At 65.1% G+C, this 12,894-nt stretch carries 13 protein-coding genes; 5 read left to right on the top strand and 8 right to left on the bottom strand.

All coding sequences use genetic code 11. The annotated features are described in order from the left end of the window. The 3 genes from dnaN to rpsT all read right to left on the bottom strand — a co-directional run. Positions 1–481 (bottom strand): DNA polymerase III subunit beta (gene dnaN, locus DY467_RS19410; RefSeq protein ID WP_164638349.1); only part of this gene is annotated, 481 nt, incomplete at its 3' end. 241 nt (positions 482–722) lie between these two features. After that, the gene (dnaA, locus tag DY467_RS19405; RefSeq protein WP_164638347.1) at positions 723–2,141 is read right to left on the bottom strand and encodes a chromosomal replication initiator protein DnaA; all 1,419 of its coding nucleotides are present in this window, start codon (positions 2,139–2,141) and stop codon (positions 723–725) included. A gap of 1,235 nt (positions 2,142–3,376) precedes the next feature. Then, positions 3,377–3,643, bottom strand: coding sequence for a 30S ribosomal protein S20 (gene rpsT / locus DY467_RS19400; protein WP_107346358.1), 267 nt, complete (start codon positions 3,641–3,643; stop codon positions 3,377–3,379). Between the two features lie 364 nt (positions 3,644–4,007). On the opposite strand from rpsT, the gene DY467_RS19395 reads away from it, so the two are divergent. From DY467_RS19395 to DY467_RS19385, 3 genes are all read left to right on the top strand, one after another. Next, on the top strand, positions 4,008–4,325 hold the full coding sequence (locus DY467_RS19395; RefSeq protein ID WP_107357337.1) for a hypothetical protein: 318 nt from the start codon (positions 4,008–4,010) through the stop codon (positions 4,323–4,325). 168 nt (positions 4,326–4,493) lie between these two features. After that, complete coding sequence (msrA, locus tag DY467_RS19390) at positions 4,494–5,150, top strand: peptide-methionine (S)-S-oxide reductase MsrA (RefSeq protein ID WP_164638345.1); 657 nt, start codon at positions 4,494–4,496, stop codon at positions 5,148–5,150. Positions 5,151–5,280: 130 nt separating this feature from the next. After that, positions 5,281–5,922 (top strand): polysaccharide biosynthesis/export family protein, encoded by a 642-nt coding sequence (locus DY467_RS19385; RefSeq protein WP_107346355.1) that lies wholly within the window; start codon positions 5,281–5,283, stop codon positions 5,920–5,922. 28 nt (positions 5,923–5,950) lie between these two features. Here the strand turns inward: DY467_RS19385 and DY467_RS19380 are convergent, their stop codons facing one another. Next, positions 5,951–6,622, bottom strand: a complete 672-nt coding sequence (locus tag DY467_RS19380; protein WP_164638343.1) for a dienelactone hydrolase family protein — start codon at positions 6,620–6,622, stop codon at positions 5,951–5,953. 55 nt (positions 6,623–6,677) lie between these two features. Continuing rightward, on the bottom strand, positions 6,678–7,046 hold the full coding sequence (locus tag DY467_RS19375) for a hypothetical protein (protein WP_164638341.1): 369 nt from the start codon (positions 7,044–7,046) through the stop codon (positions 6,678–6,680). A gap of 219 nt (positions 7,047–7,265) precedes the next feature. Here DY467_RS19375 and DY467_RS19370 point away from each other — a divergent pair, with 219 nt between their 5' ends. Further along, positions 7,266–8,369 carry an HD domain-containing protein gene (locus DY467_RS19370; RefSeq protein ID WP_164638339.1) on the top strand — a complete coding sequence of 368 codons (1,104 nt, stop codon included), beginning with the start codon at positions 7,266–7,268 and terminating at the stop codon, positions 8,367–8,369. Between the two features lie 113 nt (positions 8,370–8,482). Here the strand turns inward: DY467_RS19370 and DY467_RS19365 are convergent, their stop codons facing one another. Next, positions 8,483–10,069 carry an AMP-binding protein gene (locus tag DY467_RS19365; RefSeq protein WP_164638337.1) on the bottom strand — a complete coding sequence of 529 codons (1,587 nt, stop codon included), beginning with the start codon at positions 10,067–10,069 and terminating at the stop codon, positions 8,483–8,485. Positions 10,070–10,346: 277 nt separating this feature from the next. Here DY467_RS19365 and DY467_RS19360 point away from each other — a divergent pair, with 277 nt between their 5' ends. Beyond that, entirely contained in the window at positions 10,347–10,625 is a 279-nt protein-coding gene (locus DY467_RS19360) for a DUF3551 domain-containing protein (RefSeq protein WP_164638335.1), read from the top strand. A gap of 22 nt (positions 10,626–10,647) precedes the next feature. On the opposite strand, the gene DY467_RS19355 is transcribed toward DY467_RS19360, so the two are convergent. Then, on the bottom strand, positions 10,648–10,875 hold the full coding sequence (locus DY467_RS19355; protein WP_107357330.1) for an FmdB family zinc ribbon protein: 228 nt from the start codon (positions 10,873–10,875) through the stop codon (positions 10,648–10,650). Between the two features lie 83 nt (positions 10,876–10,958). Further along, positions 10,959–12,809: a DNA helicase RecQ gene (recQ, locus tag DY467_RS19350; RefSeq protein ID WP_164638333.1), complete on the bottom strand. Its 1,851-nt coding sequence runs from the start codon at positions 12,807–12,809 to the stop codon at positions 10,959–10,961. Positions 12,810–12,894: the final 85 nt, after the last annotated feature.

Here is a 12,894-nt window from a genome sequence, read left to right as displayed (position 1 = left end):
GATAGATACCGTTGAGATAGTAGCGGGTCTCTTCAGTCGAAATCGCGAACTGGGTGCGATCGATCAGCCGCTTGACGTCGGAGGCCGGCAGCCGGAAAGCGTGGCTCATCTCACCGGCGGCGAGATCCGGGAAGTCGCTCTCCGGCAGCGTCTGCAGCGTGAACCGCGAGCGGCCGGCGCGGATCGCCAGCACCGAGCGGTCGCCATCGCTCTCGAGCACGATCTGCGAGCCGTCCGGCAGCTTGCGGACGATGTCGTAAAACATGTGCGCCGGCACGGTCGTCGAACCCGCGGTCGCGGTTTCGGCCGGCAGCGTCTCGGTGACCTCGAGGTCGAGGTCGGTCGCCTTCAACGCAAGCTGCGCGTTTTCGGCGCGCACCAGCACGTTGCCGAGGATAGGGATGGTGTTGCGGCGCTCGACCACGCGATGCACGTGGCTCAACGACTTCAACAGTTGCGCGCGTTCGACCGTGACCTTCATTGCAAAACCCGCCTGCTCCGCGCCCACATCGTGTGATGAAGCTGCCGGATATGATGGAGGTGCCCGGCAGCCGTTGCGGCGCCAAGGCCATTGGCACCCGCCGAGGTCGCCCGGACCCCGCGGGGGGTCCGCAGGGTGGCGTGGTTGAGCGATCGACGCAAGAGCACGCGACCGCCGCCGGCGCAAATTTCCCCGAGATTCGGCCCGAGAATGAAGGCCGGCTGCAGCGAGCGCGAGCGTCTTACTCCTGAAGCTGGCGCTTCAGGGATTCGACCTCGTCCGACAGCGTGGTGTCCTTGGACACCAGCCCTTCGATCTTGCGCACGGCATGCAGCACCGTGGTGTGGTCGCGTCCGCCGAAGCGGCGACCGATCTCCGGCAGCGAGCGCAGCGTCAGCGTCTTGGCCAGATACATCGCGACCTGACGCGGTCGCACCACATTGGCGGTTCGGCGCGACGACAACAGATCGGAGCGGCTGACATTGTACTGCCGCGCCACGATGCGCTGAATGTCTTCGATCTTGATGCGCTTCGGCTCGGACGGACGGATCAGGTCGCGCACTTCGTGCTCGGCCATCTCCAGCGTCACCGGCTGATTGTTCAGTTTGGAATGCGCCAGCAGGCGATTGATCGCGCCTTCGAGATCGCGGCCGTTATGCGTGATGGTGCGGGCAAGATATTCGAGCACCGGCTGCGGCACGTCGAAGCTGACGTGATGGGTGCGGGCCGCGACCACGCGCGAGCGCAGGATGCCGAGGCGCAGATCTTCGCCGAGCGGTGCCATTTCGACCACGAGACCGCCGGCGAGCCGCGAGCGCACGCGCTCGTCGAGGCTTTCCAGATCGGCCGGCGGCCGGTCGGCGGCCACCACCACCTGGCGGCCGGCGTCGATCAGCGCGTTCAGCGTGTGGCAGAACTCGGCCTGAGTGGTCTTGCCCTGCAGGAATTGAAGATCGTCGATCACCAGCACGTCGATGCCGCGCAGCGCTTCCTTGAAGGCGAGCGAGGTCTGCGTCTTCAGCGCCGCGACGAAGCCGTACATGAACTTCTCGGCGGTGAGATACAGCACCTTGCGTTCGGTGCCGGCATTGCCGGCCCAGGTCACGGCCTGCAGCAGATGGGTTTTGCCGAGACCGACGCCGGAGTGAATGTAGAGCGGATTGAACATCACCGGGTCGCCGCGGCGGCCTTCGGCCACCTGCTTGGCGGCGGCGTGCGCCAGCGTATTGGAGCGGCCGACCACGAAGCTCGCAAACGTCAGGCGCGGATCGAGCGGCGAGCCGCCGAGCGCATCATGATTGGCCGAGACCGGCGTCGCGCCGTTGTTGCGTTCAGCCGACGGACGCTGCTCATCGCGGCGGCTCTCCACCGGCGCCGGCGCTTCCTTGGCGGGCGCTGCGCAGCGCACCGGCGAACGTACGGTGAGATCGACGCGATTGACCTCCGGCAGTTCGGCCTGCCAGCACGACAGCACCTTGTCGGAGTAGTGCGTCTGAATCCAGCTCTTCAGGAACCGGGTCGGCACCGACAGGTGCACGCTCTCGTCCTGGACGCTTTCGAGGTCCATCCGCGCGAACCAGCTCGAATAAACGTCCTCGCCGACGCTCGAGCGCAAACGGCCCTTCACGCGTGACCAGCGATCCTGTTCCATGTTCGACATTTCAGCAGCTTTTCAATTCCAGAGTTACGGGCCATCGCAGCGGCGAGCCATGACGGCTCACGCCATCGCCGCGACCAGCGAGTTGAGTTCGGACATGGCTCCGCCGCTTCGGCTGAAGCAGCCGGCGTCAGATCAGGGCCGAAGAGAGTTGGAAAAAGGTCAGCTCAGCGGAGGACTCGACGGATAAACCGGAGTGTGAGCACGGCAATGACTATTGAAAAACGCATGGCCCGCGAAGGCGGAAAATTCAACCGGATGATCGGCAGGTTCGAATGATACGTCGACTTCGGTGCTCATGAAACCTCCCCCTCTCGCCGCGCTTGCGCGCGGCCAGACGTCGCCAAAACAAAACCGCGTCGATGCTCTCACCAAGACTGCGTCTGCATTCCGATGGATCGCCAGTGCCGTCGTTCGTCAGAAACCTTCGAACGAAGGCTTCCGCTTGAATTCAGACACGGCTTCGCCGGCCCCATATTGCTATGAGTTGCAGGTCGACCGTCATTTGGAAAAGCCACCAACATGCACACCGCCGCCGATTTGCATGTCCGCCCTTGGTTCTCAAACCGCGCTGATCTGAAGAGCCGTGGGCGTCGCGGGTGGACTATGAAAACCACGACGGCCCCTCCGCTGCAATGGATATGATTCCGAGGGGAGGGTGAAGATTTCGCCTCGACCGGTAGCAGAACAGGCAACTAATCACTTCAGGATCGGCAAGATTTTGAATCTGTGCATAGATTCGATGTGCGCTGCGAGCGTGACATTTTGGCCGCGTGCCTAAAAGAATTTCATGAATCCTTTACCTTTGACGCTCGGGCGGGGGCGTTTTCCAAATGGTCGTCCGCGCTTTGCCGATAAGTGGTTCGCTCGCCGCGGATTTTTGTGAGCGCTCGGACAGGGTAACCCTTGTCACAAACGACCGCGTAGTTGCACGAGGAAGCGCGCGTCGAAAGTCAAGCGAGTCCGACAAAGATCGGAGTTCCTGCTGTGCCGCAGCGTTTTCTTGAGGCGCGCGTCAAGCGCGGTTGACGCTTGATGGTGTGTTGTTCCGGAACGAGGCAGGTGACGGCGAAGACGCGCGTCATTCGATTCAAATTATGAGCGAGCGCGTACCGTAATCGAGTGAGCAACTACACGACCGGGCGGGGCGAGTATGACCATGCTGGCGCAAGCTGTCGCCGAAAAAGAAAATGCCCGGCAGAGCCGGGCATCGAAACCATCCAAGATGATGGTGAGAATTACTTCGCCAGCTTGGCGATGCTGTGGGTCAGGCGCGACACCTTCCGGCTCGCGGCGTTCCGGTGGATGATGTTGCGCTGCGCAGCGCGCATCAGCTCGGGCTCGGCGCGAGCCATCGCCTTCAGCGCCGCTTCGCGGTCGCCGCTCGCGATCGCCTCTTCGACGGTCCGGACCGACCCACGCATCTGAGTCCGACGCGACTTGTTCACCGCGGTGCGCCGGGCGATCTTGCGGGTCGCTTTCTTGGCGGAAGACGTATTAGCCATGATCTCTCAAATCCTGCAGCGGCCTCTGCTCGAGCGGCCGGGGCTGATTGGCGGAGCCGCAATCGCGACGCGCCGTGTGTTCCGGATGTTGCTGAAGATGCTCCCGGAGCCGACACGGCCGCAATTCACGGCGCCGCCCAAAGAACAGCGGCGGCAGGATCGCCCCTACCGCCATCGGCCGCGTTATACTGGCAGTGCCTTCCAGCGTCAACGGGGACGCGCGGTTCTAGGGCCTGGGGCGGTTCCGGCCGAGGGCCTGAGGCAGTCCAGATGTGGTCCAAGTTGCTGACGAGGTTGAATTCTGCCGTTCCGCCCGGTAAGCCCGGCCTGGGGCACAGGCGAATTTCTGATCGGGGTGGTTGAGATGATCCGCGGCTTCTTTCGGCTGATCGGCCTGCTGTTCCTGACCGGGGGGTTCATCTTCCTGGTCTATGACGGCGCGCGGTCGGTCGCCGACAATTCGGTGCAGTGGACCAAGCTCGGCGACTTCTGGAACGACATTCACCAGGCCAGCCAGCAGTCGTTTCGCGACTGGGTCGAGCAGACCGCGCCGTGGCTTTGGACCCACGTGGCCAAGTTCGTGCTGACGCAGCCGACCTTCGCAGTGCTGGGCGTGATCGGGCTGGCGCTGATGCTGCTGTTCCGTCCGCGCAAGCCGCTGATCGGCTACGCCCGCGACTGACGGGCGGAGCGCGGCGTAACAAATTCGCCGCCGCTGCGAAGACACCTATATCCTGAAATTGAGTTGAGAGCCGATTGCATCAGCGCCACGCTGAGGCTCGGCTGTCGCCATCATGCGGGCGCGGACGCGCGGCACCCGCCGCCATCGGCCGCGCCGGGAGGGTCTTCGATGTTCTTCATGCGCAAATCGACCGCGATGCCGAGTGCCGACGAGGCGTTGCCGGGCCGGCCGACGCCGATCCCAACGGCGCGGACGCATTTCGTGAACGGCAACCGGCTGCAGCCGCCGTTCCCGGAAGGCCTGCAGCAGGCGGTGTTCGGGCTCGGCTGCTTCTGGGGCGCCGAGCGCAAGTTCTGGCAGCTTGGCGACGGCGTTTACAGCACCGCGGTGGGCTATGCCGGCGGCTTCACGCCCAATCCGACCTATGAGGAGGTCTGCTCGGGCCGCACCGGCCACACCGAAGTGGTGCTGGTGGTGTTCGATCCGGCCAAGATCTCCTACGAGGCGCTGCTCAAGACGTTCTGGGAAAGCCACGACCCGACCCAGGGGATGCGGCAGGGCAACGACGTCGGTTCGCAGTATCGCTCGGCGATCTACACCTTCGGCGACGACCAGAAGCGGGCGGCGGAAGCCTCACGCACGACCTATGGCGCGGCGCTGAAAGCCAAGGGCTATGGGCCGATCACCACTGAGATCGCGCCGTCCGGTCCCTTCTATTATGCCGAGGACTACCACCAGCAATATCTCGCCAAGAATCCGGGGGGCTATTGCGGGCTCGGCGGCACCGGCGTGTCGTGCCCGGTCGGGGTCGGCGTCACCGCCTGACGATCGCGCCGTCCGCCGCCCCGGCGGCGGACGGGCCTCGCGGCAGTACGGGGGCGGAAGCCAAACCCAAACCGTTTGTTAACCCTAACGGGGCATAAACGAAGCTGTCTCGTGGCAAGGGATAGCTCCAGTGCGTGTCGTAGGCGCGTTTCAAGTATCGATGATCATCGTGGCGACCGCGCTCGCGCTGGGCGGCTGCATGCGGCGGCCTGGGCCGGTCGCGATGGTGCAGCCACAGAACACCCTCGACACAATGGCCTATGGCGGCGGCGTTCCGCCGATGGCGGCTGCCTATGCGGCGCCGAGCGGGGAGCCGGCGTACCGGCTCGACGCCGGCGATCGGTTGCGCGTCGTCGTGTATGGCCAGGAAGGGCTCACCAACACTTATGCGATCGATGCCGCCGGCTCGATCACCATGCCGCTGATCGGCGCGGTGCCGGCACGCGGTCGCACGCCGGCCGGTCTTGCGGCCGAAATCACCGCGCGGCTGCGCCGCGGCTTCATTCGCGAGCCGTCGGTCGCGGTCGAAGTGGAATCGTATCGGCCCTTCTTCATCCTCGGCGAGGTCACCGCGCCCGGCCAATACCCCTACGTGCCGCATATGAGCGTCGAGAGCGCTGTTGCGATTGCCGGCGGCTTCACCCCGCGCGCCCAGCGCGACCGGGTCACGGTGACGCATCCGGAAGGCGGCGGCATGGTGCGCGAGGTTGTGCCGCTCGGCACGCCGCTAAGCCCCGGCGACACCGTCTATGTCGGCGAACGCTGGTTCTGAGCCGGCGAACGCGCTGTCCGATCCTGCTTTACTTCAGATGTGCGGCGAAGAACGCCAGGCTGCGTTGCCACGCAAGGTCTGAGCTCGGTTTGTCGTAGCTGGCGCGTTCGTCGCATCCGAAGCCGTGCTGCGCGCCCGGATAGACCAGGATCTCGACCTCCGGCCGCTTGGTCCGGATCGCGTCGACGTCGCTGAGCGGAATCCCGGAATCCTTTTCGCCGAAATGCAATTGCGTCGGCACCAATGGCTTGTCGTCGGCGAAACGCACAATGGCGCCGCCGTAATAGCCGACCGCGGCCTTCAGCCCGTGCAGCTTGGTGGACGCCGCATAGGCGACGCTGCCGCCGAGGCAAAAGCCGATGATGCCGACCGGTCCGATGCTGCTGACGGCGTCGATCGCTGCCTGGGTGTCGCGCAGCATTGCCGGCCAGTCCGGATTGGCGACAAACTTGCGCGCCACCGCGATCTCGTCCGGCGAATAACCGCTCTGAAAATTGCGCTCGCTGCGGTCGAAGATCGACGGCGCGAGAGCGACGTAACCTTGCGCGGCGAGGCGGTCGCAGACGTTGCGGATGTGATGATTGACGCCGAAGATCTCCTGGATCACCACGATCGCGGCTTTGGGCGGACCGGCGGGATCGGCCCGATAACCGCCGAGTTCGAAACCGTCAGCAGCTTTCAGCGTGATGTCGTGCCCCACGGGTGATCCTTTGCGCTTGTTGATGATGAGGTCGGTGCGACGAAGCTGGCGGCGGTTAGCGCCACATCCAGTTGCGGCCCCAGTCGCCCTTCCATCCTGCCAGCCGGCCGTGACGGAATTGCAGATACAGCCGGTCGCGGCGGTCGAAGAAGCCGCTGCCGCCCTGGGTGCGGATCACCATGAAAATCTCGTCGCCGGGTTTGCCGCTAACGTAGTTGAGCGGCATGCCGAGCGCTGTGGCCGCCTGGTTGGCATCCATACCGAACACCAGCGGCGTTGTGTTGGACAGCGTCGCAACGAACGGCGGTGCCACGATCACCGCAGGCTGTTGCGCGAACGACGGCGCGGCCGATAGCAGCAGCGCGCCCGCCAGAGTTGCAGCACCACAGAGCCGAGGTGCGATCGCTAGATTTGTCGCAGTCATCTGTCCCCGTTCCGCCCCATTCATCACGGCACTCTGTCAGAGCAATCATAACGCTGCGGCTGGTCAGAGCGAGACCTCGCATAATCACGGTTTTGACATTGTATCAAATGTGAATCGCGAAGGTCACGGCTCGTTAACAACGCCCATTAATCTCAGGGAACCAGTTTCTCGTTAGTGTAAGGACATTACCTGCCAACGGTAGCAATCCCGGTGACCTTCATGAATGCATTAGCCCGACAGCCCGCCTCCAACCCTGCGCCGCGCCGGCGTTTGTTGCTGGCGTCCGATCGCCGTGACGGCAGCGTCGACATCGCGGGCATTCTGGCGAGCGTGGCGGAGGTCGAGACCGTGCCGACGGCGCACCTGCCGGACGCGCCGGCGCGCGATCTGTCGGGCATCGTGGTCGATATCAATCTGCGCTCGGCCGACAGCGTGCAACTGGTTCGGCGCAAGCTGCTCGGCGGCGCCTATCAGCCGATGCCGAGGCTGTTCGTGCTCGCCGACGAGTTGCATCATGGTTCGATGCAGGCGTGGGCGCTCGGCGCCACCGACACCATCGCCCGTCCGTTCGATCCGCGCGATCTGTTGCAGCGGGTCCGCTCGGCATTTCCCGATCCTTCCGAAGATACCGCGACCGCCCGCGCCGAAGCGCTGAGCGACGGCGTCACGGCCGCCCACAAGGTGCTGGTGAAGATCTTCGAGCGGCTGCACGGCAAGCCGCTGACGTTCCAGGACGTGATGCAGGCCGAAGGCCCGATCCTCAAAGCGATCAAGCGCTCGTCGCTCCGGGAGTGGCTTGCCACCGTCGGCCGTCATCACGACGAGAGCTATCGGCTGTGCCTGTTCGCGACCGGCTTCGCAGTGGCGTTCGCGCAATATCTCGGCATGCGCGAAGAGGATCAGCGCCGACTGACCCGTGCGGCGCTGCTGTACGACGTCGGCAAGGCGTATGTGGATGTCTCGGCGCTCGACAATCTCGACAATCTGAAGGGCGAGTCGCTGCGCAAATATCGCGAGCATCCGCGGCTCGGCTACGAGGCGCTTGTCGCCGAAGGCAGCTTCCCGCGCGAGACGCTCGACGTCGTGCTGCACCATCACGAACTGCTCGACGGCTCGGGTTATCCAGACGGGCTGCACGGCGATCAGATCGCCGACATCGTCCGCATCACCACGATCGTCGATATCTTCGCGTCGCTGGTCGCGCCGCGCAAGAACCACAAGCCGATGTCGCCGCTGCAGGCCTTCATCACGATGGAGAACATGGGCGGCAAGATCGACCAGCGCCTGCTGCAGGCGTTCCGCCCGGTGGCGATGGGCGGCTGATCGGGCCCTGTCATTGCCGGGACGCGCGAAGCGGACCCGGAATCGCTTCGTCCTGAACCTCAAGATTCCGGGTTCGCGCCTCGCGGCGCGCCCCGGAATGACGTGAGGGATGATTACTCCGCCAGCATCTTGCGGAGTTCGGCTTTCGCCACCTTCTCCAGCGTCGAGCGCGGCATGTCGTCGACCAGCCGCACTTCACGCGGCCGCTTGAAGTCGGCGAGCGCGGCCGCGCAGGCGGCGGCGATGCGATCGGCAAAATCCGGCGGCGCCGCGGCGACGCCGCCTTGCGGGATCACGAACACCACCGGCACTTCGTCGAGCATCGGGTGTTTCTTGGCCACCACCGCAGCTTCGCGCACGCCTGGCACGGTGATGACAACCTGCTCGATTTCGGACGCCGCGACATTCTCGCCGCCGACCTTCAGCATGTCCTTGGCGCGGTCGCCGAACCGAATTGCGCCGTGCTCGAGCCGCGTCACGCGGTCGCCGGTGATGAAGTAACCGAACTCATCGAAGCTGTCGCGCGTCGCCGTCTCGTTGTGCAGATACTCCTTGAACAGCGACAGACCCGGCACGCCCTTGATCAGCAGGTTGCCGGTGTCGCCGACGCGTGTCGGGGCGCCGTCGTTGCCGACGATGCGGATCGCGTATTCGGGCGCAGCGCGGCCGATCGACATCGGCGTGTTGAGCTGATCGGCTTCGGCGATGATGCCGTGGGTGATGGTCTCGGTCATGCCCCACCAGCCGATGATCTTGATGCCGAACGAGGCGAACGGCGGCGGTTCGGCCACTGCGGTGCCCCACAGCCGGAAGCGATGCGCCTTCGGGACCTCGTGCTCGAGCAGCGCCTTCATGCAGAACGGGATCGTCGACAGCCAGGTGCAGCCATGCTCCAGCGAGACCTTCCAGAAGCGGCTCGCCGAGAACCGCGGCTGCACCACGACACTGCCGCCGACCCACAGCGTCGACAGCATCGAATAGGCCAGCGCATTGGTGTGGAACAGCGGCAGATACAACAGATGCACGTCGTCGGCGCGCAGCGTCTGGTGCGCGGCGTTGATCTTGGCGCCCCACAGCGCGTTGGCGTGGGTCCACAGCACCGCCTTGGGTCGCGAGGTGGTGCCCGAGGTGTATTGCACGCTGCACGGTGCCAGCGGATCGGTCGGGCGGCGCGGCCGGTCGGCGCTGTCGCCAAACAGACTGTCGAACGAGTCGCCCTTTGCGACCGGCTGTGCTGCGACCGCCGCCCCGGGATCGTGTCCGATCACCGCCATCCATTTCAGCTTCTTGCAGTTCGTGGCCACCAGATCGGCATAGGCCGGCTGGGTGATGGCGGCGACTGCACCGCAATGGTCGGCGAAGTACTCGATCTCTGCGGCGGCGGAGCGGGTGTTGGTGGTGACCGCAATTGCACCGAGCTCCGTGCAGGCGAACCAGGCGAGCAGGAATTCGACGCAATTGTCGAGATGGATCAGCAGGTAATCGCCCGGCTTGATGCCGCGCTTGGCGAGGCCGGCGGCGAGCGCGCCGACGCGCTCATGGAATTCGCCGTAGCTCCAACTCCGCGACGGGCCGTCGAACGGCGCCCAGATCACGAAAGGATGCTCGCGCCGTGCCTCGGCGTGCAGCTTCAGCAGCCACGGCACGTCCATTCCGTCGAATGGCGTCACCACGCCCGGCGCTTCGATCAGCTGCGACATGTCTCGTCCTCCCTTTGTCCCGCGCATGCTGCGCGTTGTAGTTGGCGTTCCGCGCTACGCAATTCGCGCGCGGTCGCATGATGGGAGGTTTGCCATCCGCCGCGACGGCGCGCAATCGGTCCGGCCGGCGTCACCGGATGCGCGGATCGCAAGGCTCAGCGCGCGGTGCGGCGGCGACGCGTCGCAGCTTCGATGATGCTTTTGTGAAAGCCGGTCCGGAACGGCACTCGGACGCTGCGGTTCTGTCTCGCATCGGTGACAACACAAGGAGAGCGAGATGAGACGTCTGGCATTGGCAGTGATGGCGCTCGGCGCACTTGGCGCGACGCAACTGATCGGCGCGCAGCCGGCGGCGGCGAGCGTTGAATATCCGTACTGCATCCAGGGCAAGCAGCAGGGCTACCCCGGAGACTGCAACTACGCCACCTACTCGTCCTGCCGCTTCACCGCGAGCGGCGCCGGCGGCAATTGCGTCATGAATCCGCGCTACAGCGCGTGGGATCGCGGCTACGACAGCTACGGCTACGCGCCCGCCAACGCAGTCGGCGGTTATTGATAGGCTCGAGTGGGCGCGGTCCTTAGAGACCGCGCTCCTTGCGACTGAAATTCGACAAATGCCCCTCGCGCGCCGCCTGAGCGCGAGCGGCTTTCATCACGCTCTTGCTCTTGCCGGGCGGGGCGGGGCGAGACACCAGCCGCTCCATTCGCCGGCTGCCGCAGGCCGGGCACGGCGGCTTGTCGTCGAAGCCGACCAGCAATTCGCTGTCTTTGTCGCATTGCTTACAATGGAAGCCGTAGAGCGGCATCGCGACACCTCCTGAAGTCCGTCAGGAGAAGCTGTGCAGGATCCGGACCACTTCCTTTAGGCTGGCGATGGTCCGGCGGCCGGCTAACGGTGTTCGCCGATCACCGCCAGCAGCGCGGCGCCGTAGTGCTCGAGCTTCTTGTCGCCAATGCCTGGAATGCCTCGCATCTCGTCCAGCGTTCGCGGTTTTGCCGCGGCCAGCCCATCGATAGTGGCATCGTGCAGGACCACATAGGCCGGCACGCCGCGGGCCTTGGCCACTTCAGACCGCCACGCCTTCAGCGCGGCAAACAGCTCTGGATCGCCGCTGGTCTCGCGCTGGGAGCCGCCGACCAGATCGCCGCGGCGCGATTTCGACCGCGGCGGGCGGCCGGTCTGCTCGCGCAGCGCCACCTCGGACTCGCCTTTCAGCACCGCACGGGAGGTCTCGGTGAGCTTCAGCGCGCCGAATGCCTCGCTGTCCGGCGCTAGGTGTCCGAGCGACACCAGTTGGCGGATCACCGCGCGCCATTGTTTCTCGCCAAACTCGCCGCCGATGCCGAACACCGACAGCTTGTCGTGGCCGAATTGAGAAACGCGCTCGGTCAGCCGGCCGAGCAGCACGTCGATCAGGTGTTGGGCGCCGAACCGCTGCCCGGTGCGATAGGCGCAGGACAGTAGCTTCTGCGCCGCCACCGTGCCGTCGATCACCTTCGGCGGGTTCAGGCAGTTGTCGCAATTGCCGCAGTGCGAGTGTGGCGAGGTCTCGCCGAAATAACCGAGCAGCCGCGTGCGCCGGCAGCCGGTGGATTCGCACAAGCCGACCAGCGCATCGAGCTTGCCCATCGACACCCGTTTGAAGGCGTCCGAGCCGCTGCTCTCGTCGATCATCCGGCGCTGCTGCACGATGTCGGACAGGCCATAGGCCATCCAGGCGTCGGACGGCTTGCCGTCGCGCCCGGCGCGTCCGGTCTCCTGGTAATAGGCCTCGATGCTCTTGGGCAGATCGAGATGCGCGACGAACCGCACGTCCGGCTTGTCGATTCCCATGCCGAACGCGATCGTGGCGACGATTACGATGCCGTCCTCATTGAGGAAGCGGTCCTGATTGCGCGCGCGAACGTCCGGCGGCAGGCCGGCGTGATACGGCAGCGCGGTGAGGCCGGATTTGCTCAGCGTCTCGGCGATGTCCTCGACCTTGGCGCGTGACAGGCAATACACCACGCCGGAATGGCCGCGATGGCGGTCGTCGATAAAGGCTTTGAGCTGGGCCGGTGCGTTCTGTTTGTCGACGATGGTGTAGCGGATATTCGGCCGGTCGAAGCTCGACACGAAGCAGGGCGCATCCGTCAGCGCCAGCCGCTCGGCGATCTCGCGCCGGGTCAGCGCGTCGGCGGTCGCGGTGAGCGCGATCCGCGGCACGTTCGGAAACTTCTCGGCGATGGCCGAGAGGCCGACATATTCGGGGCGGAAGTCGTGGCCCCATTGCGACACGCAATGCGCCTCGTCAATCGCAAACAGCGACAGCTTGGCTTTGGCCAGCAGCGCCAGACAGCGCGGTGTCAGCAATCGCTCAGGCGCGACATACAGCAGATCGAGTTCGCCCTTGAGGAGCTGCTGCTCGATCGCGTTGGCCTCGTCGTAGGACAGCGTTGAATTCAGCGCGGCCGCGCGTACGCCGCTCTCCAGCAGCCCCGCCACCTGGTCGCGCATCAGCGCGATCAGCGGCGACACCACCACGCCGCAGCCGTCGCGCAGCAGTGCCGGCAATTGGTAACACAGCGACTTGCCGCCGCCGGTCGGCATCAACACCAGCGCATCGCCACCATCGGCGACATGCCGCACGATCGCTTCCTGCTGGCCGCGGAACGACGACAGCCCGAACACATGCTGCAACGTCGACAGCATCCGTGCGTCGAGGACGTCATCGGTTTCGCGGGGCGCGGAACGGGTCATACGCGCGGGCAGGGGAGCGGGGACATGAGGTCCCTATAGCCCATTCCCACCGATTCTGCCCATGAGGCAGTTGCCTCTCCCCGGG

The organism is Rhodopseudomonas sp. BR0G17 (assembly GCF_010907025.1).
Taxonomy (GTDB): domain Bacteria; phylum Pseudomonadota; class Alphaproteobacteria; order Rhizobiales; family Xanthobacteraceae; genus Rhodopseudomonas; species Rhodopseudomonas palustris_H.
The sequence above is the reverse complement of the archived record's forward strand: the minus strand, read 5'-3'. Positions and strand labels throughout refer to the sequence as shown.